The following is a 24,819-nucleotide window of genomic DNA, read 5'->3' as shown; positions in this document are numbered from 1 at the left end:
CACCTTTAATGAAATAATCCAGCCTTATAAAATGCTTGATCTTCATTATATCGGTCCTCTCTTCCCCCTGCAAGGAAAGTCACATCCCCCATCAAGGCACCTGAACTATTGACGGATGATATTCGCATGTTTTTCAGAAAACTCCGTTAGCATCTTCACACCAATTAAAATACACCTTACCCAAGTGGTGCTTTATAAAACACAACACCACCGGTTAAGGTGTATTTTCATCCACGTAAAGGCCCCCGGTTAAAGGTTATTCGCCCTCTTCCAGCCGGTCTACCTTCACGGTCTGCGTATTAGTAGGACGAGACCCGACCTGGACGGTAGCCATGCCGTTCTGCTGATCCACATGCTCGATCCAGACCGGCTCGCCTTCAAGATTCACCTTGTACGTGTCCTTGGATTCGAATATTTCGACGGCGCGTTGTACATCCATTCCTATTCCCTCTCTTTCTTGGATCTCGGCGATTCGTCGACGAGATCCATCGTATCGGTGGTCGAAGGGCCGATCAGCCCGTTGTCCATCGTGACATTCCCCCCGCCAAGACCTTCGTTGATCATTCGGTCAATGTCAAACATGGTAGATTCCCGGGAGATGTCGCTCTCCTCCGAAGTCATGCTGTGCCAATCCACCACGTCTCCGCTGATCGGCTCTGCAAAAGCGCGGTCCGAGGAACGATCCTTCTGAATTTCTTCCGACGGTTCTGATTCCCTGTGCTTATCCATTAAAGATCACTCTCCTTGCTAAGGCAGTGTTCACCGTCAATATGCCTCGATTCTCCCTGGTTTATTCAAAGAACAGTCATGTGCCTCAGTCCCCGGGGGTTATTCAAAGACCCATCATGTTCCCCGGTCGGCTCCCGGTTTATGCAAAGACCGGCAATGACTCATAGGAGCATCTTTTTTTGGGCACACTAATAGAAGCAGATTATACGTCTACATCCTGTTCATACGATTCATTCCAAAAACAGATAGGAGGTTTCATAGATGCATACGGTTTGGAAAGGCGCCATCAGTTTCGGCCTGGTGCATGTGCCGGTTAAGATGTTCTCGGCCACGGAAGACAAGGATATATCGATGCGCTACATTCACAAGGAATGCGGCAGTCCGCTCTCCTATGTCCGCAAATGTCCGGTTTGCGAAGAGGAAGTCGGATGGGAGGAAATTACGAAGGGGTACGAGTATGAAAAAGGCAAGTTCGTGCTGTTTGAAAAAGACGAGCTGGAGCAGCTGGCCGAGCAAAACAGCAAAAACATCACGATTCTCGACTTCGTCGATTTGACGGAAATCGATCCGATCTACTTCCAGAAGACCTATTATCTCTCGCCCGATCAAGCGGGCGCGAACGCGTACCGCCTGCTGATGGAGGCGATGAAGGAGTCCGGAAAAATCGGGATCGCCAAAATCTCCATCCGCTCCAAGAGCAGTCTGGCGGCGATTCGGGTGCTGGATGAGTGCCTGTCGATCGAAACGATTTTTTATCCGGATGAAATCCGTCCGATATCGCAGGTACCCAATCTCCCGGAGAAGACCGAGGTTAACTCCAAAGAGCTGGATATGGCGAAGCTGCTCATCGATCAGCTCTCGACGCCGTTTGACCCGGAGAAATATACGGATGATTACCGGGAGCGTCTGCTGGAGGCCATCAACAGCAAGGTGTCCGGCGAGGAAATCAAAATCGCCCCTGCCCGCCAGGAAACCAATGTTGTCGACCTGATGGCCGCGCTTCAGGCCAGCATCGAGGCAGTGAAGCCGATCGGCACCGATCCGGGAACGAAGGCGAAGCCGCGGAAGACAACCCGCAAGACGGCAGCCAAAGAGCCGGCCGCGAAAGCGAGCGGCGACGATACGGATGAGACGCCGAAGCCAAAGCGCCGCGCCAAAGCCAAGAAATCTGAAGCAGGCTCCTGAACGAAATGGGACATTTACGAGAGCTGCTGCCTAAAGAGCCGATGGCGCCGATCTCCACGGAGAAGATCGAAACCGGCGACGATTGGGGCTATCAACTGAAGTGGGACGGAGTGCGCATCCTTGCAGGCATCGACCACGGCCAAGTCTCCCTCTATTCCCGGAAGCTGCTGGACAAAACAACCCTCTATCCCGAGGTGGTTGCCGCACTGTCGACGCTGCAGCACGATCGTCTGCTCCTGGACGGCGAAGTGGTTTATTTTCATCCAGAGCTCGGACGCCCGGTGTTCCAGAAGGTGCTTCAGCGGGAGCGTTCACGTTCGGTTCGGTCGGGCGCCCCGCTCTTCACGTATGTGCTGTTTGACATTCTGGTCGACGGCGATAAGGATATGCGTAAGCTGCCCTATCTTGACCGGCATCATCGGCTGAAGGAGATCGTCTCCACTACGCCCGGAATCCTGACGGCCGATCTGTTCCTGGAGGGCGAGAGCCTGTGGGCATGGGCCGAGGAACGCGGATGGGAGGGAATCGTTATGAAACGTCTCTCCTCCCCTTACCGTGAAGGGAAGAAGCACCGGGACTGGTACAAAAAAAAGATCGCCATCACCATGCAGGCGGAGGCTGTCGCTTTGATCATAAGAGAAGGCCGCGTAGCCAGCCTCGTGCTGGCTGACGATGAGAACAACTATACCGGCAGGGCATCGCTTGGACTGAACGAACAGACCAAGCAGCGGCTGTTAGAATATGCAGGCCTGCATCCGTCAGGTGCCGGCTGGAAGACGCTGCACGCAGATTTGAAGAAGGAGCAGCTCGCTTGGCTTAGCAAGCCGCTGACCGCTACGGTTACCTTCCTGGAGTGGAGCCAGGACGGAATGATGCGGCATCCGAAGCTGCTGTCGATTGAGGGGGTGTAACGGCTATGGCCCGTACCGTCAAAGGAACGCTGACCATTGAAGGTCAAGAGATTCAGATTACCAATCCGGACAAGCCGCTGTGGCCCGAGGTTGGCATTACTAAAGCCATCTATCTGCGAAAGCTCGCGGCGATCTCTCCCTACCTGCTCCGCTATTGCAGAGGCAGGCTGCTGACAACCATCCGTTATCCCCACGGCGTGGACGGAGAATCGTTCTATCAAAAAAATGCGCCCGAGCCGCTCCCGCCCTTTGTCAGTACCTACGTGCACGAGGGCATCAACTATGTCATGCTGAACGGGCTGCCCGAGCTCTTATGGCTGGGCAACCTCGCTGCTTTGGAATTCCATCCTTCGCTCCACCTGGCCGGTGACGTTCTGCCATGCGAATGGATGATCGATCTGGACCCGTCGCTTCCCGAGGAGCCGCGGATCATGGAAGCTACGGCCATCGTCGGCGATGTGCTGCGCTCGCTTGGAATCGCCTCCGTACCGAAAACGTCCGGGGCAACCGGGGTGCAGATCATCGTCCCGATTCCCGAAGGCATTACGTTCGACGAGCTTCGCTCCGTCGGCCAATTCGTCGGTCAATACGTAACGGAGAAACACCCTAAATTGTTTACCATCGAGCGGCTGAAGAAAAACCGCGGCGACAAAATCTATTTCGATTATCTGCAGCATTACAGCGGAAGAACGCTTGCCGCACCTTATACTCCCCGGGCCAGACGCCTCGCAACGGTATCCACGCCGCTCACTTGGGAAGAGGTTCAGCGGGATGTCTCTCCGACGGATTTCCACCTGCTGAACATCGAGCAGCGCCTTAAAGAGAGGGGCGACCTGCTGCAGGCTCTGCCTCCCCAGCCGATCGGAGACATCATCCGGCATCTGAATGCCAAGGGGAAGCCGGCATCAAAACGGAAATGATAGCTGCTCAACCTCCGGCTTCAGATCCTCGGCGGAGACGGGTGCCGCAGGCTGAGGCAGCTTGCGCTGGCGGATGGAATGGTGCGGGGCTGCTTCCCGGCCCCGCTCCTCCCCTTCCTTATAACCTGCACTTCCGGATAGAGCATGCGAGCCTGCCCCTGCAACATGGCCTGAATCAATGCCTTCCGCCAATCGGGAAGTCCTTCTTTCCGTCGCGGGATCGTAGGATCCCGTGGTTGGATTCGATGGGCGACTTGCCGTCCATCCCAGTCCATACTCCGACAAGAGGCGGGCGGCCATCATTTTGAAGCTTCGTATATACTGCTCTTCGGCGTAAGCTCCCGATCTGTACAGCTCCCGATAAGACGGCACGACCTCAGGGAAATGGAGCTTGAGCGTCTCCATATACCATTTCTTAACGTCGCGTGACAGCCTCAAGAGCGAGATCATGGCAAAAGAAGCGCCATGCTCCTTCACCCTGGACAGGAGCTCCCTAAGCCCTTCTTCCCCATCGGTAAGATAGGGCAGGACGGGTGCCGCAAATACGCCTGTCCGTATGCCGGCGGAAGACAGCCTCCAGACGGCCTCCAATCGGCTTGCAGGATGCGGCGATGCCGGCTCAAGCTTGCGGATCAGATCTGCATCCAGCGTATTCAGGCTGATATTGACCGAAACGTCCTCCATCCGGGTCAGGATGTCCATATCGCGCAGCACGAGCGGCGAGCGGGTGGTAATGCTGGTTGAGATGCGATACTTCGCCAGCAGCTTCAAGCATTCCCTCGTGATCTCCGCCTTTCCCTCGATCGGCTGATACGGATCCGTAGCCGTCCCGATTGTCACCTGCCCGATCGATCTCCGCATCGCTTCAATATCATGGCCGAATTTGGCAGCCGTATCGGACAGCTGCTTCGCCAGCGCCTCCGCCGCATTGGTCTTCATGAAAATATGATGCTGGAATTCATCCTCCGCCCCCATCCCGATAAAGGACTGGAAGGCGCGTGCATAGCAGAAGCTGCAGCCATGTCCGCATCCTCTGTACGGATTGATAGACCAGTCAAACGGCATCCGCTCTTCTTTCACCCGATTGAGCGTTTGCTTGGTCGAAATGCTCTCATAAGTCGTTTGCGCCATATCCCCTTCGCCTCCTTGTCGTAACCTGCTCTATTTCCGAAAATGTTATGGTTATATTATAGCAAACATACGTTCTTATTATAAAAGGAATTTACTGGATTTACAAATCGATTATCATGACATCCCACTAGCAATCAGGAAAATAATCCCTTATAATCAATACATAACATATGTTATATATCAAGTGTTATATTTATTGAACAAGGAGCATACCTATGGCACCAAAGCCTAAATTCACCAAACAAGACATCATCCTGGCCGCATTTGACATTGCCCGTGCGGACGGGCTCGATTCCGTCTCCATCCGGAAAGTGGCCGACCGCCTGGGATGCTCGATCGCCCCGATCTACGTTAATTTTGCCGATGCGGAGGAGCTTCTGCAGCGAGTGGTGGAGCACGCGCTTCACGTAGCCAAGCAGATGATTACCGAGCAGCGGACCGGACAGCCGTTTCGGGATATCGGGATGGCCAGTTTGCGCTTCGCCAGGGAATTTCCCCTGCTGTACCGGGATTTAATCATGAAGAACAATCCGTATATGAAGCATAACGAAGAACAGCTTAATGAGGTGGTCGAGCTGATGAAGGAGGATCCCGGCTTAGCGGGATTTTCCGGCGAGGAGCTTCGGGCGCTTTTAATCAAAATGCAGACGTTCCAGACCGGCTTGTCCGTCATGGTCGCCAACGATTTGTTTACAACGAGTGTCAACGAGGAGCAGGTAATGGCCATGATGAATGAGGCGGCCGAGGATTTCATTCGCGCGGCGCGCTTGCGGCAAGCGGAACCAACTTGAACAGCCGCCTCTCCTTCGGCATGATTTCGGAGGATTTGCTAGAAATCCAAGGTTTTGAAAATTCCATGGTTCCGGATTTTGAATTTCCATGGTCAAGCATTTCAATTCTGTGTTTAGGGAGGCATGAAGATGAAGGAAAAGGCGGGCCCATCGCCGCTGGATCAAATGCGATTTGATCGCTGGATGGCGGCAATGACGCGCAGAAGAAATATATTCGGCGCCGTCATGTGCGTCGAGAATCAGGATCGGTCGCTGTCGATCGTCAGCAGCGCCGGGGAAATGAAGCCGGAGACCCCTTTTTTTATCGCCAGCGTAACCAAATTGTACGTCACGGCCGTTCTTCTGCAGCTGCGTTCACGGCAGCTGCTTCGGCTTGATGATCGGATTGGCGAATATTTGCCCGAGGCGATGATCAAGGGCATTCACGTTTACCAGAACGTCGACTATTCCCGGGAGATCACGATCAAGCAATTGATGTCCAACACCTCGGGCATTCCAGATTATTTCTCGGGACGCGTATTCGCCGACTTAATCGCCGGGAAAGACCAGTCCTGGCCGCTAGAGAAGACGCTTGAAGCCGTCAGGCAGCTTCGTCCGAAATTCCCGCCGGGCATGAAGAATAAAGCCCAATACTCCGACACCAATTATCAGCTGTTAGGGAAGCTGATTGAAACGGTAACCGGGCAGCCGATCGAGGCAACATTCAAGGAATGCATCTTCGACAGGCTGAGACTGACCCAGACCTACGTATACAAGGACCCTCTTGATGGAAGACCCGCTTCCTTTTATTACCGGAAAACCCGGCTTCAAATCCCCTTGTACATGTCCTCCATCGCACCCGAAGGCGGCATCGTTTCCACGGCCCGAGAGACCATGACCTTCCTCCGAGCGTTTTTCGACGGCGTTCTATTTCCGCAGACGGATCTGAAGGAGCTCATGGAATGGAAATTTCTATGGGCACCCGGCACTTTCTTCTACGGTTCAGGCATTGTACGTCAGCCATTGTCCCTCTTGAACATGAAAGACGGCTTAATCGGCCATTGGGGCCAATCCGGCGCATTTGCCTTCCACCACCCGGAAACGGGGTTATATTTCACCGGGACGGTAAACCAAGCCATCGGCCAGTCGGCCGCCGTCCACAGAATCGCCCGCATCATACGCCATTACAAGAAGACGAAAAGCCCCACCTAGGCTACAAATCGCAGCGGGAATTCCATCGTGTAGAGATTAGCTTTTGACATCAAAAATAGGGCTCCGCCCGCTTCTTGTACCAGCAAGCAGGTGGAACCCTGAACTATTCAAGCTTGTATAACGTTTAATGAATGGCCTTCTTCTTAAACCGGCCGCCCTTGACATCATGAATATTGCCGACTGCCACGAAGGCCTGCGAATCCCAATCTTCCACAATCGATTTCAGCTTCGCTTCCTCAAGCCGGGTAATGACCACGAAGATCACCTTCTTGCTGTCCCCGGAATAGGCTCCCTCGCCCTCAAGATAAGTAACTCCGCGTCCAAGCCGCTGGGTCAGCGCATCGCCGATTTCTTTATGCTTATCGCTGATAATCCAAACCGATTTGGACTGGTCGATGCCCTCGATCGTAATGTCGATGAGCTTGAATGCCAGATAGTAAGCAATCAACGAGTACATGGCATGATCCCAGCCAAAGATAAAGCCTGCGCTGCCGAGAATGAATACGTTGATGAACATCACGATTTCCCCGACCGAGAACGGCGTTCTCTTGGTAATTAAGATCGCTACAATTTCCGTACCGTCCATCGATCCTCCCGATCGAATGACCAGACCGACGCCCACGCCAAGGAGTATTCCGCCAAAGACGGCAGCAAGCAGCGGATCGATCGTAATCGGAGCGACAGGATGAAGAAAATAGGTTCCGATCGACATGACCAGTACGGCGTACAACGTGGATAAAGCGAAGGTTTTACCGATCTGTTTATAACCCATAAACAGAAACGGAAGGTTGAATAAAGTCAGGAATATCCCGAGCGGGACATCGGTTATATGGGACACCATAATCGAGATGCCGGTAATTCCCCCGTCAATGATCTTGTTCGGCACCAGAAAAATCTCCAGTCCCACCGCCATCAGCATTGCACCGAAAGTTAAGAACACCAGACGACGGAGAAGCTTTAAAGCAATTGATCCGCTCTTCGGATTCTCCGGCTTCTGCTGGTCCGCTTTCAGCGGCGGCACGGACTGCGGTTCCGGCTGTGTGTGCGGCTGTACAGAAATCTTCACATCATTTGACATAAATCTCCCCCGTTCATTATGAACCTCAGCTACTGTATATTTATTAGCGGCACTCCTATAAATATTCTATCATATTAATGAAAGCCGCTACTACCATTTTCAAAGATCAACCTCTATATGCATGTCATTCCATCATTAGCTGACTTTAATGCTGCCTATAATGGAGGCTATAACAACGGGGACAGCATCCGGCACAAGATTTCGGCTGCCTTCTGCCATCTACCCCTCGCATGGAATGTCTCCAGTTCGATGGCTCTGCTGTGGTTCAGGTCCTCCTTGAAATCCGATACCAGCCGATGGATCGGCTGCTCGTCGAACATCACAGCCGTCAGCTCGAAGTTGCAGAAGAAGCTCCGCATATCCATATTTGCCGTGCCTACGGAGGCAAGGAGCTCGTCAACGATCAGCACCTTGGCATGGATAAACCCTTTTTCATACTCATAAAAGGACACTCCGGCCGCCAGCAGCTCCTCCACGTACGACAGCGACGCCAGCTTGACGAGCCGCGAATCCGCATGATCCGGAATAATAATCCTCACGTCGACGCCGCTTACCGCCGCCGTCTTCAACGCTTCGTACAGCCCTTCATCCGGAATGAAGTACGGCGATGTAATCCAAATGCGCTCCTTGGCAACCGATATGGCCCCAAAGCACATCTCATGAATGGCATTCCAGCTCGTATCCGGACCGCTGCTCAAGATCTGCACCTGCTCCTTCCCGGTACAGTGGTGCTCTGGATACAGGCTCGGATTCGAGATCGCTTCGCCGGATGCCAGCTTCCAGTCGTGCAGGAATACGCTCTGCAGAAAATAGACCGCATCTCCCTCTACTTGCAGATGGGTGTCCCTCCAGTAGCCCATGTCCGGATATTCCCCGAGATAATCATCCCCGACGTTGATGCCGCCGAGGAATCCGACGGTACCGTCCACCACGACGATCTTCCGGTGGTTTCTGTAATTGATTCTGCGGCTGAACATGGATACCATGGCAGGCAGGAAGAAATAGAACTGAACCCCGGATTCTTTAAACCGCCGTATGAACGCTTTCTTCAATTTATAGCTCCCCAGCCCGTCGCATACAAGACGCACCTTGACCCCTTCCTTGGCTTTGCGGATCATCACATCCTGAAACTTCGTACCGATCCGGTCATTTCTGAAAATATAAAACTCTACATGAATATGATCCTTGGCCTCCTCCATCGCTTTGAGCATCGCATCATAGGTCTCCTTGCCATCGGTTAAGACACGGGTCTCGTTGCAGCCGGTGATGGGACTTTCGGATAAATGCTTTAACAGATTAAACAGACGATCATGATGATGGAAGCCGGGATTGTTCATATCCTCCTTGCGCAGGACGACAGCCGCCCGGTCCCAGAAATGCTCCTTCATCTCCCGAAACAGCCGGGAACCTTTTTGGCGAATCTTAAGCCGCTTCTGATAATCCTGTGCAACGAAAAAATAGATCACGAATCCCAGCAGCGGGAGACAGAACAGAATAAACATCCATGCAACCGTCTTGGAAGGATTGCGGAATTCAAGCAGCAGCACCGCTGCCATTTGCAAAATAAACACAATGAGAACAAGCAGAAGCCACACCATACGGCAGCCTCCTAACGGAAATAATAGTGGTCTTTTCTTTTAAACAGACATTGCTGGTCTAGGCGTCTCAGCTATCGTGGATAAGTAGCGTAAATAAAGACAGATAACTACAGCTTTGACCAATTAATTATGTATTTATTCAATTACCCAATGTCACACCTGCTTGAATAATATACGTTTACATCTCATTTTTGACATGTTTTTCGAAAGAGTAGAATACATAGAAGATAAGGAGCTGGCCAAGTCTTGCGGAGGATGCTATACCCACTAAACATGAATGGAGGGGAGATGCCATGAAAACCGCGCACCGTAACCAACGCTTAACCCTGCTGGTGCTCCGGGATGCCCAGCATTCCGTCAAGCAGTTTCATTTGTCCAAGCCTCTCATGATCGCGGTGCCAGCAGCCGCGGTATTGTCGATCGCCGGACTGATCGTGTCGCTGCAGATCCAATCGGCTCAGACCATTTCGACTCTGGAGCAGCAGTTGACGCTCAAGAGCCTCGAAGCCTTGAAGATGGAAGTGACCGTCAGCGACAAAGATGAAGCCATCGAGCGCTTGAACAAAGCCATCATCCAGCTGTCGGGCGAGGCTGAAGAAACGAAGGCGCAGATGGAACGCGTTCAGCAGCTGGAGCAGCAGCTCCAGCAATTCATCGAGAAGCACGGGTCTTTATCAGGCACGCCGACATCCTCGATGTCCGATGACGCGCAGCTGCATGTCGGCGGAGAATACATTGCCGTGCATGAGAACGAAATGCTGGATATGGCGAGCGACATTCGGGATGATTTCGAGGAAATCCAGCAGCTGCTATCCCAGCTGGAGCGCCATATTCCGCGAACGCTGGACCAAGCCCAGGAAACCCAGGAGCGGCGGGAAGGCCTTCCTTCGCTGTGGCCGACTGACTCACGGAGGCTGACCTCGAGCTTCGGCTACCGCAGCGATCCGTTCACCGGCCGGTCCGCCTATCATGCCGGTATCGATATTGCCGGCAAAATCGGCGACCCGATCTATGCGGCAGGAAGCGGGCAGGTTACCGCGGCAGAGCGCAGCGGCGCACGTGGGCTGTACATCGTGATTAAGCACCCTAACGGCCTTGAGACCTGGTATATGCACCTGAACAAGCTGAGCGTTTCGGTCGGAGACCAGGTTGCCCAGGGCGAGATCATCGGCCAGCTGGGATCTTCAGGTCGCAGCACAGGGCCCCATTTGCATTTTCAGGTTGTCAAAAACGACGAGACCGTCGATCCTATGCGTTATGTGCAATAATCCAGAAATTTAATTGATTGGTAAGGAGGACAACAGATTATGAAGAAAAAGAAACGCAAAGCATCTGCTCATCTTATCGATTCCTTGATCGGCCCGGGCAGTGAGTTTGAGGGCGTGCTGCAGTCCGAGGATAATTTGCGGATCGACGGCCGGTTTAACGGAGCGATTGAAAGCCAAGGCAGCGTTACCATTGGCGAGAGCGCATCGTGCCGGTCCAATATTTCCGCCAAGGAGGTCATTGTAGCCGGGAAGGTATACGGGGACGTCATTGCCGAGGGCAAGCTGACCATAACCCCAAGCGGACAGATGTACGGCGATGTCTACGCCGGTTCCCTGATTATCATGGAAGGCGGATTACTTAACGGGGCCAGCCGGATGGAGCATGCGGAAGCAGCAGGTGCCGCATCGGAGCAATCGGAGGCCGCACCGTCGATGCAGCAGCCGGAAGCAGGCTGACTCGGCGGATGTGCGAGCCTCGGCCTTCAGCCTCTGCGCGCGGCTTCGAGAAACGACGTTCCTGCAGGAAGCTCAGCTTGCCGGCAGGGCGGATCCTCTGCCTACCGCTCCCTTACCCTCCAAGGCCCTCCAAGCAAAAGAGCCCCTTTCAGCCGCCATTCACTTGGCCGAAGGAGCTCTTATTTTTTCCCCTAATGCACAGCAGAATATGGATGACCGAACGAAAACTTCCATCAGCTCGCGTGTCTACGCGGCAACATCCCGCTTGGCGAAGGCCCACCAGGTAATCAGCAGAAAGACGAGGCTGTACGCGGCCAAAATGAAGATGGAGAAGCTGAGAGAAACCCCGCCTGGACCGATCGGCGATTGGATATATCCGCTCAGGTCGATATGAAGGAACAGGATGTATTTCGCCCATACGTATTTATCCGGGTTCAACATAAAGCCGAACAGATCCTTCGTAAACAAGACCAGGAGCGAGATGCCGATGGCGAGGCTGCCCGACCGGAACAGCGTTGACAGCATAAACGCAACAAGCGCGATCATGACCAGCTGGATCGTATCGGTGAGCAGCAGCAGCAATGAGTTTACCATCGATGAGGCTCCGGAACCGGAGCCCAGGCCGCCCGTGCCCGCGAAGAACAGCTGTGACAGCGCGATGCCGACCACGGCTGTCAGGACGGCACAGAGCAGGATGAACAGCAGGACGGCGACCCATTTTGACATCAATATTTTCCCCCGCCGGAGCGGGCGGATCAGCAGCAGCTTGATCGTCCCCGCCGCAAACTCCCCGGCTACGATGTCAGCGGCAATGACAACGGTGAAGATCGCGCTCAGGTAGAGCGTAAAGCTCTCCGTCCATGTAAAGACGGTCCATGCGTCCATCGCAGCCCCCGTTACATACAGCATCGCCGGCATCGCGGCGCTGAAAAACACGAGGATCGCCAGCATGATCCAGGTCCTTACGCGGAAATAGATTTTCATATTCTCATTGGCGACCAGATTGGGAAAGCTACTCCACATGGCGATCCCCTCCCGTCATTTCCAAAAACTGATCCTCTAACGATTCGGTTACCGGCTGTATCGCAAATACGCGGATTCCCTCTTCAACCAGAAGGGCATTGATATCCGCGACGGTCTCCGGATTGCCCCGGACAATCACCCTATTCCCTTCGGTCTTCGCCCCGAAGGATTGAAGCAATGCGGCAGCCGCAGAAGCGTCATGAACGGTAAAGGCAGTCTCCTCGGCCGTCCGCTCGCCGTCCTCGCTCCGAAGCTGCCGGATATCGATCAGGCGGCCGTGCCGGATAATGCCGACGCGGTCGCACATCAGCTCCATCTCAGACAGCAGGTGGCTGGAAACGAACACCGTCGTCCCCTCTTCCCGCGTTAATCTGCGCAAGTAGTCGCGCAGCTCGCGGATCCCCTGCGGATCCAATCCATTCGTCGGCTCGTCCAGGATGAGCAGCTTCGGCCGATGAAGCAGGGCCTGCGCCACGCCCAGCCGCTGGCGCATCCCGAGTGAATAGGTCTGAACCTTGTCATGGATTCGATGCTCAAGCCCCACGAGCTCCACCACCTCGCGGATGCGCTCTTCGGATATTCCCGGCATCATCCGGGCGAAATGCTTCAAATTGTTATACCCCGACAGATACTTATACATCTCCGGGTTCTCGACGATGGCCCCGATCAATGCGGCAGCCTGCTCATAGTGCGACCGGATGCTGTAGCCTCCGATCACGATATCCCCCTCCGTGATGGACATCAGCCCGACCATCATCCGGATGGTCGTCGTCTTGCCCGCGCCGTTCGGTCCAAGAAATCCGAAGATCTGGCCCGGCGGTATATCAAAGGTTACGTTGTCCACCAGCACCTTGGACGATATCTTCTTCGTCACGCCGAGCAGCCTTACAAGCGGTTCCTGCTGCATCATCTACTCTCCTTTGCCCTGGTATCCTATCCTTTGAAACATGCCCATTATACAATACCAGAACAAAAGACTAAATGTGCGCAGTCATAACAGGCCTTATGCCAAGCTTCAACTTCCAGCCCAATCCCCTCAACCCCAGTAACCCTGCAATGCTATTTGCGGTCCTCCGATAAACCCGCCTGGCATTCCTTGCACATCCCCGCAGGGACATTGTGCTTATAAAATCCGGTTCTATACAAAGTGTAGCTTTCCGTCACGGGCAGTATTCGGCAGCAGCTGACACAATACATCAACCCTTCACTCATCCCGTCATCTCCTTTCCGGGATTCATAAGCTGTTATGCTCATCTCGTCATGATACATTTTGTATCCACACCAAAAATATTATAAAATATGCTGACCTTTGTCAAATAAAACAGAAAAAAATGGCTCGCGATATTCTTTGATACAATTTGTTTCATTTTTAACACTTTGATACAATATGTATTGACGATATTCCTATTTTAGGATACATTTTGTATCATGATAAACCTAGAAGCAAGTCATTGATTTCTTTAAAATCCTTGATGAGTGTAGTGAGGTGAATATGAATGACATATGGATCTCGCATAGCGAAACTGCGGGAACAGAAAGGATGGACTCAAGAAGAGCTGTCAGAGTTAATAGGAATTAGCCGTGCATCCCTATCGCATTACGAACAAAACCGAAGAAAACCCAATCTGGAGACTCTGACGCGTCTAGCGGACATATTCGAGACCACGATCGATAAAATTATCGGACGCTAGCTTCCGGCTAAGAGAGGATGGAATACAGGAACAAGGCAGTCTGGACCAAGCATCCGGCTTCCAATGAAAGCGCTCCTATTTTACCGAATAAAAAAGAGGAAACGGCGGTGAGGCAGTTAACCTGCACCTCCTTTTCCTCATGAACCTCTTCGTTGACTAAGGCCAGATAAGGACACGCGCCCTAGCCCCCCATAAAATCACTAAGCAGAGAATGAATGCGTTCCTTCTCGTTCTGATCGACAATGTAGTACCATATTCCGTCAATGGTCTGGCCGCGCCCCTGGATCTCCACCTGATCGATCCGATCCAGCTTCTGAAGATAATCGGTGACGAACCGTTTCATCTCATCAAAGGATATATCCGTTTTGACACTGCCCCCGACATCATCCAGCAGTGCCTCGAGCTTGAACACCGTCGTTATCCTCATCGCGTTATCGAGGATTCCTTTGATGATCTCCCGCTGCCTAGCGTTTCTCCCCAGATCTCCCTTGGGGTCTTCGAAACGCATCCGTGAATAGGCCAAAGCCTCCTCCCCGCTCAGCTTCAGAATGCCTTCGCCGAAATGATAGCCCGCATAATCAAATTCCATTTGGTTGCGTACCGTTACGCCGCCGAGGGAATCAATGATCTGCGAGAAGCCTTCCATATTGACTTTAACGTAATAATCAATCGGATACTGAAGGAAGTTCTCGACCGAACGAATCGACATATCTACACCGCCAAAGGCGTATGCATGATTGATTTTGTCAACCTTGCCATGGCCGACGATGCTCGTTCGGGTATCCCTCGGAACATTGAACATCATGATCGAGCCCTTGGCAGGGTTCACGGCCATCAGCATCAACGTATCCGAGCGCCCCCTGTCGTTCGGTCGTTCATCCACCCCAAGCATAAGCACCGTAAACGGGACCGGCTGATCCGCATTCTTCAATTTATCCGGCTTGACGGGGACATTCTGCTCGACAGTAGACACTGGCACTACCGGCGGCAATCCTTCCTCTCGTTCCTCGTACATTTGATTCGCTGTCGATTTGATGGACTGGTACACATACGTCATATAACCCGCAGGGACAACCACAAGAACGATGAGCAGCCACACCCACCATTTTCTCCATATTCTCATTCGAAGCTGCCCTCCTAATAAATCACCACGATTATAAGGCCAACATACAATAACAAAATGCCTCGCTCGAAATCTGTCGATTTGCAACTTATTCTGTCGTATTATGAGGAGGAGCATTGCGTGGATTATAGCTGAATCAATCATGATTCACGCCAAAAAGGGGTATCGGGAGAGTAGTTCGCATGGGTCATGTAAATGCCGTTACGAGCTAAATCGTCAAGGTTTTCGCCATATAGGACGCTCTGATTTAAGGTAAAAGAACTAATGACCGGGCATCGTAAATATAGTAGAATAACAATGAGCCGAAGTTCGTATATCACATCTTAAGTCATAAGTTTTTTTGTCAGCGGTCATGTCTGGGATGTCCGGTATTTTTTCAGCTGTACAATTTTAGCCTGCTTGGCTGGAGTTCTTGGAGCATCATTCTGTTCAGCATACCGATGATCCGGCTTTTCTGTTCGCGGTCCGCTTCAAACTCCAACCGGTACATATAATGACCTTGAAAGAGCCCCCGATCCTCAAGAGTTCCTGTTAACAGAAGATGGTCCACCCGATCGTCAATCACATAACCGAGTAAAACATTAGATTGTATTGGGATTTTCCACGGACATAGGAATACCAGCCCATTCGGAACCAGCTCAAGCGGAGTAACCGGGTGGCTTTTCCCATGAATGGTCATCTCTCCGATTCGCAGCAGGCGAATGCTAACGGTGATTTGGTGCTGCCGTTCGTGTAACATGATAAGATATCTCCGCCATCCCTTATCGATTTTTTTGGTATGGGACGTTTCCTTGCTGGATAAAATGATACTAAATGTCACCCATTGACCGATTTGCAGATACGAATCGTATCTGTCATTACTACTCAACATAATACGATACATATTGTATCTAGTCAACCGCATAATACCGATTTTCCCATAATTTCGGTCACAGGCATCTAGATGACAGATCGATGCAATCAGCTTCTATAGATACAAACACTCCATCGAAAGGGGGATCAATGCATATGAACTACGGAGAACGAATCTCTGAATTACGCGAACAGCGGGGATGGACCCAAGAAGAGCTTGCTGCTTCTGTCGGAATCACTCGTGCGGCACTATCCCATTATGAAAAAAACCGGCGCAAACCGGATTTTGAAACATTGACCCGCCTTGCAGACCTCTTTGACGTATCGATAGATTATCTCATCGGACGAACGGCACTGCCAAAAGCAGTCCTGGAGCCGGAGGTACGTGAGTTTGTCGACCAGTTGGAGCTTTCCGACGACGATCTGCTGGAGCGTTTTAATCTCACGATCGATGGTCGCAAGCTGACGGAGGAAGAAGCCAAGCGGTTCATCGCTTTTGTGCGAATGGAGCGCTCCATGAAATAAGGGGTTCCCGGCTTTATTCTTCCATGCCCGTTTGCCGTACGTACGGCAAATCAACGAAATCCCCGGCGGGTTTGATCCTGTCGATCCGTCCGCCGGGGATTTTTGTGCAACAGTATTCACATATGTTGACCGTGTTATTGTCCTTGTTGACGTTCCTTTGCCTGCAGCCATTTTTCAGGATGGATTCCTAATTGGATCATGAGCTTGTGAATGTCCAGATCCGTCTTCAGTCGGTCAAGCTTCTGCTCGGTGCTTCCTGAGCTTCTCTCCTTGTCCATACTCATTTTCTTAAACGACTCTCCTATCTACTATATTCCCTAATCCATCCCTTACTGCTCTTCAACGTTGTTATGTACGATTTACCGACAAACAACTTACTTACCAATATTATACCGGACCCTTTCTTATGATGGTGTCGTCTGGTGGAAGCATTGTCCTCCGCGAAAGCTTCTATTTTTGTCGAATATTGAGGTTCGCCGCCCCTTCGCCATGTACGAGTATGCAGTGCAGCCTTATCGTTTTCTTATATATGAAAAAAAGCTGCATTGTATTCTGATAAAGAACACAATGCAGCTTATTTATGCGTAAAAAAGTCTTATCGGCCTTTAGCTGCCTGAGCGAGCCAATTCTTTCATATTCGCTTCGAATGCAGCGAGCAGCGCTGCTTCACCCGCCAGGCCCTGGGCTTCCGCCTTCTCGATCTGCTGCAGCATGCGCTTGTAATCCTTCGGAATAACCCGAACAAAGCGCTGAACCGCCTCATCCCATTCCCCGAGAATTTGCTGGGCAGGCACGCTGTCCGTGTGGATGGAGTGCTGCTGAATCATCCGGAACAGAATGTCCTTCTCCTTCGGCTCCTCCACCCGCTCAAGCAGCACCATCTCCAGGTTGCAGCGCTGGACGAAGGTTCCATCCGGATCATAGACGTAAGCGACGCCGCCCGACATCCCGGCCGCGAAGTTGCGTCCCGTCTCGCCAAGCACGACCACCCGGCCGCCGGTCATATATTCGCAGCCGTGGTCGCCTACGCCCTCTACAACGATGCTCGCACCGGAGTTACGAACCGCGAAGCGTTCGCCTGCAATTCCCCGGATGTAAGCTTCGCCGCCGGTAGCTCCGTAGAATGCGGTATTACCGGCGATAATGTTCTCCTCCGCTTTAAAGGTCGCCTTCGGAGAAGGCTTCACGATGAGCTTGCCTCCGGACAGGCCTTTGCCGATGTAGTCATTGGCATCGCCTTCTACCGTCAGCGTCATTCCCTTCGGCACGAAAGCGCCGAAGCTTTGACCAGCCGATCCGGTAAAGCTGAAGCGGATCGTGTCCTCCGGCAATCCGGCAGCTCCGTATTTGCGCGTAACCTCGCTGCCCAGAATGGTGCCTACCGCACGATCCACGTTCGTGATCGGGAACGTGCCTTCTACCGGAGAGCCGCTGTCCAGCGCAGGCTGGGCGGCTTCCAGAAGGGAACGCATGTCGAGCGTCTGCTCAAGCCCATGGTTCTGCCGCTGGGAGCGATACCGCGTGCTGCCTTCCGGAAGCTCCGGCGAGTACAGCAGGGCCGAGATGTCGACGCCCTTCTTCTTCCAATGATTATCGGCTTTCACGGCATCCAGGCAGTCGGTGCGCCCGATCATCTCGTCTACGGTGCGGAAGCCGAGCTCCGCCATAATCTCCCGCATATCCTCAGCGACAAAGCGCATAAAGTTGGCGACATGCTCGGGATCCCCCGTAAAGTTCTTGCGCAGCTCCGGATTCTGGGTCGCTACGCCGACCGGGCAAGTATCCATCTGACATACCCGCATCATGATACAGCCGATCGCCACGAGCGGCGCCGTGGAGAACCCGTATTCCTCAGCCCCGAGCAAAGCGGCCACAACGAGGTCGCGTCCGTTCAGCATTTTGCCGTCCGTCTCCAGCACGACGCGGTCGCGCAGGTTGTTCATGATCAGCGTCTGGTGGGTTTCCGCCAGTCCTAGCTCCCACGGCATGCCGGCATGGCGAATGGAGCCCTGCGGCGAAGCGCCTGTGCCGCCGTCGTAACCGCTGATCAGAATGATATCCGCCCGGCCCTTCGCCACACCTGCAGCGATCGTGCCGACCCCGACCTCCGACACCAGCTTCACGTTGATGTCCGCACGCGGGTTCGCGTTCTTCAAATCATAGATAAGCTCCGCCAAATCCTCGATCGAATAAATATCATGATGCGGCGGCGGCGAAATGAGGCCAACCCCCGGCGTGGAGCCGCGAACTTCAGCCACCCAAGGATATACTTTACGCCCAGGCAGCTGACCTCCCTCACCCGGCTTCGCGCCTTGAGCCATCTTGATCTGGATCTCGTCCGCGTTCACCAGGTAGTTGGACGTTACCCCGAAGCGGCCCGATGCCACCTGCTTGATTGCGCTGCGGCGGGAATCGCCGTTAGCATCCGGCACAAAGCGTGCAGGATCTTCACCGCCCTCGCCGGTATTGCTCTTGCCGCCGATGCGGTTCATCCCGATGGCCAGGCTTTCGTGGGCCTCCTTGCTGATGGAACCGAACGACATCGCGCCGGTCTTGAAGCGGCGCATGATCGACGCAGCCGACTCTACCTCATCAAGCGGAACCGGTGCGCCCGCTGGCTTGAGCTTCAGAAGAGCCCGCAGCGTCAGATGCGCTTCGTTCTCACCCTGCACCAGCTCGGCATACTTCTTGTAGGTGGCGTAATCGCCCGTACGTACCGCCTGCTGCAGCAGGTGGATCGTTCTCGGATTGAACAGATGCTCCTCCCCGTCAGCCCGCCACTGGTATTCGCCGGCCGAATCCAGCACTTTATCATTGCCGTCCTTATCGGAAAAGGCCCGCTCATGATGGGCCAGCGCCTCGAGCGCAACTTCCTCGAGCCCGATTCCGCCGATGCGGGATGGCGTGCGGGTAAAGTATTTCTCGACAAAATCTTCCTTCAGGCCGACTGCCTCGAAAATCTGTGCACCGCGGTATGATTGGATGGTGGAGATCCCCATTTTTGACAGGACCTTCACGACGCCCTTGCTTGCCGCTTTAATATAGTTCTTCACGGCCTTCTCATGGGAAATGCCGCGAAGCATGCCCTCCCGGATCATATCGTCGAGCGTTTCGAACGCGAGGTACGGATTGACGGCGCTCACGCCGTAGCCGAGCAGGAGCGCGTAGTGATGCACTTCCCGCGGCTCGCCGGATTCCAGCAAAATCGCAACCTTGGTCCGCGTCCCTTGACGGATCAGGTGATGATGCAGCGCCGAGACGGCCAGCAGCGATGGAATCGCCGCGTTGTCCTTGTCGACGCCGCGGTCGGACAGGATCAGAATGTTATGTCCCTTCGAGATGACGCGGTCCGCCGCTTCGCACATCGTATCGATCGCTCTGCGGAGACCCTCGGCCCCTTCGGCCGCCGGGAAGAAGATCGGAATCGTCATCGATTTAAAGCCGGGACGGCGAACATGGCGCAGCTTCGCGAAGTCCTCATTGGACAGCACCGGCGAATCGAGAAGGATGTGACGGCAGCTTTCCGGCTCCGGCTTCAACAGGTTCCGCTCCGGTCCGATCGTCGTAGCGGTCGAGGTGATCAGCTCCTCCCGGATCGCGTCAATCGGCGGATTCGTAACCTGGGCGAACATCTGCTTAAAGTAGTTGAACAAGCGCTGCGGGCGCTCGGACAATACCGCCAGAGGCGCATCGTACCCCATGGAAGCAATGGCTTCGGCACCAGTGATCGCCATCGGCTCCAGTACCTTGCGCAGCTCCTCGTACGTATAACCGAAAGCTTGCTGAAGCTGGCGCACGTTCTCGTGCTTCGGCTCCGGAGCCTCCGGCGCATCCGGAAGGTCATGCAGCTCGACCAGATGCTCCTCCAGCCAATCCCCGTACGGCAGCTCGGCCGCGATCGCCGCCTTGACCTCCTCGTCGGAGATGATGCGGCCTTCCTTGGTGTCTACTAGCAGCATCCGTCCCGGACGCAGACGGTCCTTGTACAGAACGTTCTCCGCCGGAATATCCAGTACCCCCGCTTCGGAGGAGAGAATGATCAGATCATCCTTCGTAACGTAATAACGGGACGGACGCAGACCGTTCCGGTCCAGCGTAGCGCCGATCTGGACGCCGTCCGTAAAGGCCATCGCCGCAGGGCCGTCCCATGGCTCCATCAAGGTGCTGTGGTATTTGTAGAATGCTTTTTTCGTATCATCCATGCTCTCATGGTTGCTCCATGGCTCGGGAACCATCATCATGGCCACATGCGGCAGGGAGCGCCCGCTGAGATACAGGAATTCAAACGTATTGTCGAACATGCCGGTATCCGACCCGTCGGGGTTGATAATCGGCTTGATTTTCTCCAGATCGCTGCCGAACAGCTCGTGCTTGAACAGGGACTGGCGGGCATGCATCCAGTTCACGTTGCCGCGAAGCGTGTTGATCTCGCCGTTATGGATCATGAAGCGGTATGGATGCGCACGCTCCCAGCTTGGGAAGGTGTTGGTGCTGAACCGGGAGTGAATCAGCGCGATGGCCGATTCCAGGCGTTCCTCCTGCAGGTCGAGGTAGAACTGGCCCACCTGCTCCGTCGTCAGCATGCCCTTGTATACGATTTTACGGCAGGAGAGGCTGGACACGTAGAAGCTGTCGCCCTCGGGCTTGCCGCTGTAACGGATCGCCAGCTCGGCGCGGCGGCGAATAATGTAGAGCTTGCGTTCAAAAGCAAGATCATCCGAGATATCCTCGCTCCGTCCGATGAATACCTGACGGACATACGGCTTCGCCGATTTTGCGGATTTGCCGAGCATCTCGTCGTTGGTCGGGACATCCCGGAAGCCGAGCAGCGTCTGCCCTTCCTCGGCAATAATCGCGGCCAGCTGGTCTTCATGTGCGGCACGAACTTCAGGGTCATGGGACAGAAACAGCATGCCTGCGCCGTATTGTCCGGCTTCAGGAAGCTCGAAGCCCAGCTTCGCCGCTTCCTCGGCAAAGAAGGCATGAGGAATTTGCAGCATAATGCCTGCGCCATCGCCGGAGTTCGGCTCGCTGCCCTGACCGCCGCGATGCTCCATGTTGGCCAGCATCGTCAGCGCGCTGCTGACGATGGCATGGGATGGTTTGCCCTTGATATGGGCGATGAAACCCATACCGCACGCATCTTTTTCAAACTGCGGATCATAGAGGCCCTGTTTCTGGGGAAAATCGGTATGTTTCATAGAATGCAACCTTTCTTGTTATAGAATAAAATGCGGCTGAATGAACTAAAAGCATACGACCCTGCATCGATCCCCATGCTGAAGCAAGAACACCGATTAGAAATGATGCAGTTTAGTGCAAAATGGACAAAGGTCATTCCTTACCTGATACGTTAGATTAATTAGTACAGATTATTGTATCACCGTCGCACGATGGGGGCAATTCAAACTTTTTATGAAGATGATAAGAATTACTTTTAAGAAAATGCGTCATAGATAGATGTTTAAAATCATGTAGAATAGTGCAAAAAATAATGCAAATATAACATTCCGAACCCCCTCCATGTCCGATTCTCTTCCCTCCTTATCCTTCGAGCCACAAAATTCCCGTTGAATTCATAAGCACAGAAAAGGGGCTCCCCAGGTCCTATGACCTTGGAAAGCCCCTTGTGGATACAGCGCATATCGCTGCTTCGGCGCATCGGCTGAATGGCACCTTCTCGATTTCTCTGTTTTATATGCTTTATGCTCAGGCCGTTATCCCCCTCAGCATAGATGGTATCTTCAAGCTTGGCTGCCCGTGCAGCACATGGTTGTGCCTTCAAGTTTGCCAACCCTGCAGCATATGGGTATAGCTTCAAGCTTACCAGCCCCTGCAGCGCATGGTTGTAGCCTCAAGCATACCAGCTCCTGCAGCACATGGTTGTGCCTTCAAGCTTACCAGCTCCTGCAGCACATGGTTGTGCCTTCATCAAGTTTGCCAACCCTTCGGCTTAAGCTAAGCCTGCGTGACTGCTTTCATCTTATGCCGATACTGCGTTCTCGGCATTTACCGATTTCTTAACACCACGGTTCGACAAGAAGTAAATGGCGGTCAATACCAGGAATGCGAGGCCGAATCCGGCCAGCACGCCCGTATTGCTCCACATGCCGTCGAAGTTGCCCGTCGATATGACGTCCTTGTACCCCTTCACGCTGTAGGTCATTGGCAGCAGCGGGTTCAGCACCTTCATCCAGTCCGGAATAAGCTCCAGCGGGAAGGTACCTGCGCTCGTCGTCAATTGGAAGATCAGAATCACGATGACAACGAAGCGCCCCGGTTGATCAAGCCAAGTGACAAACGCTTGAACCAGGAACATGAAGGACAGGCTCGTCACGAAGGAGAACAGGTAGAAGAGCGGTACGTTCTGCACATCAAGCTTCAGCCCGTAGAGCATGACGATGACCGCCAGCAGCGCCTGAAGCATGCCCATACCGGCAAATGAAAGCGTGCGGCTGACGAATCGGTTCCAGCCGGATGCATCCGGCACGGAGGAGTTGCGAATCGGCAGGATGATCGTCGAGATCAAGGCCCCGACGAACAAGCCGAGCGACAGGAAGTAAGGCGCGAAGCCCGTGCCGTAGTTCGGCACTTCGTTCACCTTGTGCTCATCGATCTGCACCGGTCCGGCAAACATCGTGACGGTCTCGTCCGTCGTCTTGATATCGCCCGTCTTGTCGGCAGCCTCGTTCAGCTTGCCGGCCAGCTCTCCGCTGCCGTCCTTCAATTCGCTCATGCCGCTGACCAGCTGACCAGCGCCGGAGTCCAGCTGCTTCGAGCCGTCGGCCAGCGCGCCTACGCCGCTGCCAAGCTTGCCTGCTCCGCCTGCCAGCTGCTGCGTGCCTTGCGCCAGCGTTGCGGCGCCGCTTGCGAGCTCTTTGCCTCCGGCTGCCGCTTCGCCAAGCTTCGTGCCAAACAGCTTCATGCCGTCAACCAGCTGCGTCTGTCCTGCATTCAGCTGCTTCGCGCCGGCCAGCAGCTCCTTACCGCCGGATGCCAGCTGTTTGCCGCCTGCGGCAAGCTCCGAAGCACCGCTGCTGAGCTTGCCCGCTCCCGCATTCAGCTGCTGCACCCCTTGATCCAGGGCTGCTGCGCCTTCGGCCAGCTTCTTCTGGCCTGCATTCAGCTGTGAAGTACCGGAAGCAACGGATTGGCTGGCAGCCAGCAGCTTCTGCATCTCCGGACTTTGCGCAAGCTCAGGGTTCCCTTCCGCAAGCTGCTTCAGGCCGTCTGCGACCGCGTTAGCCCCTTGCTCAAGGGAAGCCGCAGCTTCAAGCGATTGTTGAAGCCCTGCCTTCAAATTGCCGCTGCCCTCGGCAGCGCTGTTCGCACCGGCCGCCAGCTGCGCGGCACCGGCCTGGTTGGCCTGCAGGCCTTCGTTCAGCTTCGCGCTGCCCGTTGCCGCAGCTTCAATCCCGGCCTGCAGCTTCGCGCCGCCCTTGCTTGCCTGCTCGGCCCCGGCTGTAAGCTGGCCGTGAGCGCTCTTCAGCTGCTCCAAGCCCGAGGACAGGGTTCCTGCCCCCGTGCTAAGCTTGCCGGCGCCGCTGTTCAGTTCCTGGACGCCTTTAGTCAGAGGGGCCAAGCCGTTTTGGAGCTCCTGGGTTCCGCTAACGAGCTTCGCCAGGTTCTCCTTCAGCTTCACGGCTCCGTCATCAAGCTTGATCGCGCCTTCCGACAGCTTGGATGCGCCGTCTCCGGCTTCACCCAAACCATCCGACACTTTGCCGATCTGGTCAAACAGCGTTTCCGTATAGGCCTCCGTCACTTTCTGGGATACCTTGGACTGGATTTCCTTCACTGCCGTACCGCCGATCTGGGCGGCGAGGAAGTTGTAGCCCTCATTCGGCTCGAATACGATCTGGGCCGGCTGAGGGTGTTCATCCATTAACGTCGTCGCCTGCTGCGAGAAGTTCTCAGGAATGGTGATCGTCATGTAATACTTATTGTCTTTCATTCCTTGTTCGGCTTCGCTCTTGTTCACGAACTGCCAGTTAAAATCTTTACCCTTCTTGAGCTCGGCTACCAGGTCCTTACCTGCCTGAAGCTCCTTGCCTTCAAATACGGCTCCCTGGTCGTTGTTCACGACGGCGACAGGAAGATCATCCATCTTCCCGTATGGATCCCAGAAGGCCCCAAGAAACATACCGCTGTACATCACCGGTATGAACAGCACGGCGATGATCGGAATCAGAATTTTCGGATTACGAAGCGCCGCGCCGATGTCTTTTGCAAATACAGATAATGACTTCATCGGAGTCTCTCCCCTTTTTCTCTAAATAACGGTGTTGCATGCCGACATGCTCCACATTCGTGGAGGTATTACATGGCAAGCCAGTACATAATGACC

General features: G+C 53.9%; 20 protein-coding genes and 1 pseudogene. 9 read left to right on the top strand and 12 right to left on the bottom strand.

Annotated elements, in window-relative coordinates; translation table 11 throughout:
- Nucleotides 1-256: 256 nt before the first annotated feature.
- The gene (locus NST44_RS10625; RefSeq protein ID WP_007132334.1) at nucleotides 257-439 is read right to left on the bottom strand and encodes an H-type small acid-soluble spore protein; all 183 of its coding nucleotides are present in this window, start codon (nucleotides 437-439) and stop codon (nucleotides 257-259) included.
- 2 nt (nucleotides 440-441) lie between these two features.
- Entirely contained in the window at nucleotides 442-729 is a 288-nt protein-coding gene (locus NST44_RS10620) for a hypothetical protein (RefSeq protein ID WP_007132333.1), read from the bottom strand.
- 261 nt (nucleotides 730-990) lie between these two features.
- On the opposite strand from NST44_RS10620, the gene ku reads away from it, so the two are divergent.
- From ku to ligD, 3 genes are read left to right on the top strand one after another with little or no spacing between them, the layout of a single operon-like run.
- Nucleotides 991-1,914 (top strand): non-homologous end joining protein Ku, encoded by a 924-nt coding sequence (gene ku / locus NST44_RS10615; protein ID WP_028405895.1) that lies wholly within the window; start codon nucleotides 991-993, stop codon nucleotides 1,912-1,914.
- A 5-nt stretch (nucleotides 1,915-1,919) separates the two neighbouring features.
- Nucleotides 1,920-2,825 carry an ATP-dependent DNA ligase gene (locus tag NST44_RS10610; RefSeq protein WP_251535599.1) on the top strand — a complete coding sequence of 302 codons (906 nt, stop codon included), beginning with the start codon at nucleotides 1,920-1,922 and terminating at the stop codon, nucleotides 2,823-2,825.
- 5 nt (nucleotides 2,826-2,830) lie between these two features.
- Nucleotides 2,831-3,745: a non-homologous end-joining DNA ligase gene (gene ligD / locus NST44_RS10605; protein ID WP_340899270.1), complete on the top strand. Its 915-nt coding sequence runs from the start codon at nucleotides 2,831-2,833 to the stop codon at nucleotides 3,743-3,745.
- On the opposite strand, the gene NST44_RS10600 is transcribed toward ligD, so the two are convergent.
- Nucleotides 3,731-4,876 carry an SPL family radical SAM protein gene (locus NST44_RS10600; RefSeq protein WP_340899269.1) on the bottom strand — a complete coding sequence of 382 codons (1,146 nt, stop codon included), beginning with the start codon at nucleotides 4,874-4,876 and terminating at the stop codon, nucleotides 3,731-3,733. The genes ligD and NST44_RS10600 overlap by 15 nt on opposite strands.
- A gap of 215 nt (nucleotides 4,877-5,091) precedes the next feature.
- On the opposite strand from NST44_RS10600, the gene NST44_RS10595 reads away from it, so the two are divergent.
- A complete protein-coding gene (locus tag NST44_RS10595) occupies nucleotides 5,092-5,667 on the top strand; it encodes a TetR/AcrR family transcriptional regulator (RefSeq protein WP_340899268.1) in 576 nt (191 codons plus the stop codon).
- A 129-nt stretch (nucleotides 5,668-5,796) separates the two neighbouring features.
- Entirely contained in the window at nucleotides 5,797-6,858 is a 1,062-nt protein-coding gene (locus NST44_RS10590; RefSeq protein WP_340899266.1) for a serine hydrolase domain-containing protein, read from the top strand.
- A gap of 124 nt (nucleotides 6,859-6,982) precedes the next feature.
- On the opposite strand, the gene NST44_RS10585 is transcribed toward NST44_RS10590, so the two are convergent.
- On the bottom strand, nucleotides 6,983-7,936 hold the full coding sequence (locus NST44_RS10585; protein ID WP_028405889.1) for a YitT family protein: 954 nt from the start codon (nucleotides 7,934-7,936) through the stop codon (nucleotides 6,983-6,985).
- Nucleotides 7,937-8,103: 167 nt separating this feature from the next.
- The gene (gene cls / locus NST44_RS10580; RefSeq protein ID WP_007132325.1) at nucleotides 8,104-9,534 is read right to left on the bottom strand and encodes a cardiolipin synthase; all 1,431 of its coding nucleotides are present in this window, start codon (nucleotides 9,532-9,534) and stop codon (nucleotides 8,104-8,106) included.
- A 293-nt stretch (nucleotides 9,535-9,827) separates the two neighbouring features.
- On the opposite strand from cls, the gene NST44_RS10575 reads away from it, so the two are divergent.
- Both NST44_RS10575 and NST44_RS10570 read left to right on the top strand, forming a co-directional pair.
- Nucleotides 9,828-10,802, top strand: a complete 975-nt coding sequence (locus NST44_RS10575) for a M23 family metallopeptidase (RefSeq protein ID WP_007132324.1) — start codon at nucleotides 9,828-9,830, stop codon at nucleotides 10,800-10,802.
- 39 nt (nucleotides 10,803-10,841) lie between these two features.
- Complete coding sequence (locus tag NST44_RS10570) at nucleotides 10,842-11,258, top strand: polymer-forming cytoskeletal protein (RefSeq protein ID WP_198031575.1); 417 nt, start codon at nucleotides 10,842-10,844, stop codon at nucleotides 11,256-11,258.
- A 246-nt stretch (nucleotides 11,259-11,504) separates the two neighbouring features.
- Here NST44_RS10570 and NST44_RS10565 read toward each other — a convergent pair whose 3' ends face one another.
- Nucleotides 11,505-12,281, bottom strand: a complete 777-nt coding sequence (locus tag NST44_RS10565) for an ABC transporter permease (protein ID WP_210094509.1) — start codon at nucleotides 12,279-12,281, stop codon at nucleotides 11,505-11,507.
- Nucleotides 12,271-13,188, bottom strand: coding sequence for an ATP-binding cassette domain-containing protein (locus NST44_RS10560; protein WP_084046765.1), 918 nt, complete (start codon nucleotides 13,186-13,188; stop codon nucleotides 12,271-12,273). Before NST44_RS10560 ends, NST44_RS10565 begins: the two co-directional genes overlap by 11 nt.
- Nucleotides 13,189-13,777: 589 nt before the next feature.
- On the opposite strand from NST44_RS10560, the pseudogene NST44_RS10555 reads away from it, so the two are divergent.
- Nucleotides 13,778-13,969 (top strand): annotated as a pseudogene (locus tag NST44_RS10555) (helix-turn-helix domain-containing protein); the annotation flags it as partial.
- 184 nt (nucleotides 13,970-14,153) lie between these two features.
- Here NST44_RS10555 and NST44_RS10550 read toward each other — a convergent pair.
- Nucleotides 14,154-15,095, bottom strand: coding sequence for an LCP family glycopolymer transferase (locus NST44_RS10550; RefSeq protein WP_340899260.1), 942 nt, complete (start codon nucleotides 15,093-15,095; stop codon nucleotides 14,154-14,156).
- 376 nt (nucleotides 15,096-15,471) lie between these two features.
- Nucleotides 15,472-15,834: a YceI family protein gene (locus NST44_RS10545; RefSeq protein WP_138919355.1), complete on the bottom strand. Its 363-nt coding sequence runs from the start codon at nucleotides 15,832-15,834 to the stop codon at nucleotides 15,472-15,474.
- Between the two features lie 269 nt (nucleotides 15,835-16,103).
- On the opposite strand from NST44_RS10545, the gene NST44_RS10540 reads away from it, so the two are divergent.
- A complete protein-coding gene (locus tag NST44_RS10540; protein WP_007132316.1) occupies nucleotides 16,104-16,472 on the top strand; it encodes a helix-turn-helix domain-containing protein in 369 nt (122 codons plus the stop codon).
- 134 nt (nucleotides 16,473-16,606) lie between these two features.
- Here NST44_RS10540 and NST44_RS10535 read toward each other — a convergent pair whose 3' ends face one another.
- From NST44_RS10535 to NST44_RS10525, 3 genes are all read right to left on the bottom strand, one after another.
- Nucleotides 16,607-16,756 carry a hypothetical protein gene (locus tag NST44_RS10535; RefSeq protein ID WP_167392982.1) on the bottom strand — a complete coding sequence of 50 codons (150 nt, stop codon included), beginning with the start codon at nucleotides 16,754-16,756 and terminating at the stop codon, nucleotides 16,607-16,609.
- Nucleotides 16,757-17,077: 321 nt separating this feature from the next.
- Entirely contained in the window at nucleotides 17,078-21,673 is a 4,596-nt protein-coding gene (gene gltB / locus NST44_RS10530) for a glutamate synthase large subunit (protein WP_340899255.1), read from the bottom strand.
- 782 nt (nucleotides 21,674-22,455) lie between these two features.
- A complete protein-coding gene (locus NST44_RS10525) occupies nucleotides 22,456-24,723 on the bottom strand; it encodes a YhgE/Pip domain-containing protein (RefSeq protein ID WP_340899253.1) in 2,268 nt (755 codons plus the stop codon).
- Between the last annotated feature and the right edge of the window lie 96 nt (nucleotides 24,724-24,819).

This window comes from Paenibacillus sp. FSL W8-0919 (genome assembly GCF_038003785.1).
Classification (GTDB): domain Bacteria; phylum Bacillota; class Bacilli; order Paenibacillales; family Paenibacillaceae; genus Paenibacillus_AQ; species Paenibacillus_AQ lactis.
The sequence above is the reverse complement of the archived record's forward strand: the minus strand, read 5'-3'. Positions and strand labels throughout refer to the sequence as shown.

What these genes read in the sequence shown, in the direction of transcription:
- NST44_RS10585 (WP_028405889.1), bottom strand. Translation starts at nt 7,936, where the DNA reads ATGTCAAATGATGTGAAGATTTCTGTACAGCCGCACACACAGCCGGAA.
- ku (WP_028405895.1), top strand. Translation starts at nt 991, where the DNA reads ATGCATACGGTTTGGAAAGGCGCCATCAGTTTCGGCCTGGTGCATGTG.
- gltB (WP_340899255.1), bottom strand. Translation starts at nt 21,673, where the DNA reads ATGAAACATACCGATTTTCCCCAGAAACAGGGCCTCTATGATCCGCAG.
- ligD (WP_340899270.1), top strand. Translation starts at nt 2,831, where the DNA reads ATGGCCCGTACCGTCAAAGGAACGCTGACCATTGAAGGTCAAGAGATT.
- NST44_RS10570 (WP_198031575.1), top strand. Translation starts at nt 10,842, where the DNA reads ATGAAGAAAAAGAAACGCAAAGCATCTGCTCATCTTATCGATTCCTTG.
- NST44_RS10610 (WP_251535599.1), top strand. Translation starts at nt 1,920, where the DNA reads ATGGGACATTTACGAGAGCTGCTGCCTAAAGAGCCGATGGCGCCGATC.
- NST44_RS10525 (WP_340899253.1), bottom strand. Translation starts at nt 24,723, where the DNA reads ATGAAGTCATTATCTGTATTTGCAAAAGACATCGGCGCGGCGCTTCGT.
- NST44_RS10620 (WP_007132333.1), bottom strand. Translation starts at nt 729, where the DNA reads ATGGATAAGCACAGGGAATCAGAACCGTCGGAAGAAATTCAGAAGGAT.
- NST44_RS10550 (WP_340899260.1), bottom strand. Translation starts at nt 15,095, where the DNA reads ATGAGAATATGGAGAAAATGGTGGGTGTGGCTGCTCATCGTTCTTGTG.
- cls (WP_007132325.1), bottom strand. Translation starts at nt 9,534, where the DNA reads ATGGTGTGGCTTCTGCTTGTTCTCATTGTGTTTATTTTGCAAATGGCA.
- NST44_RS10560 (WP_084046765.1), bottom strand. Translation starts at nt 13,188, where the DNA reads ATGCAGCAGGAACCGCTTGTAAGGCTGCTCGGCGTGACGAAGAAGATA.
- NST44_RS10535 (WP_167392982.1), bottom strand. Translation starts at nt 16,756, where the DNA reads ATGAGTATGGACAAGGAGAGAAGCTCAGGAAGCACCGAGCAGAAGCTT.
- NST44_RS10575 (WP_007132324.1), top strand. Translation starts at nt 9,828, where the DNA reads ATGAAAACCGCGCACCGTAACCAACGCTTAACCCTGCTGGTGCTCCGG.
- NST44_RS10540 (WP_007132316.1), top strand. Translation starts at nt 16,104, where the DNA reads ATGAACTACGGAGAACGAATCTCTGAATTACGCGAACAGCGGGGATGG.
- NST44_RS10545 (WP_138919355.1), bottom strand. Translation starts at nt 15,834, where the DNA reads ATGTTACACGAACGGCAGCACCAAATCACCGTTAGCATTCGCCTGCTG.
- NST44_RS10565 (WP_210094509.1), bottom strand. Translation starts at nt 12,281, where the DNA reads ATGTGGAGTAGCTTTCCCAATCTGGTCGCCAATGAGAATATGAAAATC.
- NST44_RS10625 (WP_007132334.1), bottom strand. Translation starts at nt 439, where the DNA reads ATGGATGTACAACGCGCCGTCGAAATATTCGAATCCAAGGACACGTAC.
- NST44_RS10590 (WP_340899266.1), top strand. Translation starts at nt 5,797, where the DNA reads ATGAAGGAAAAGGCGGGCCCATCGCCGCTGGATCAAATGCGATTTGAT.
- NST44_RS10595 (WP_340899268.1), top strand. Translation starts at nt 5,092, where the DNA reads ATGGCACCAAAGCCTAAATTCACCAAACAAGACATCATCCTGGCCGCA.
- NST44_RS10600 (WP_340899269.1), bottom strand. Translation starts at nt 4,876, where the DNA reads ATGGCGCAAACGACTTATGAGAGCATTTCGACCAAGCAAACGCTCAAT.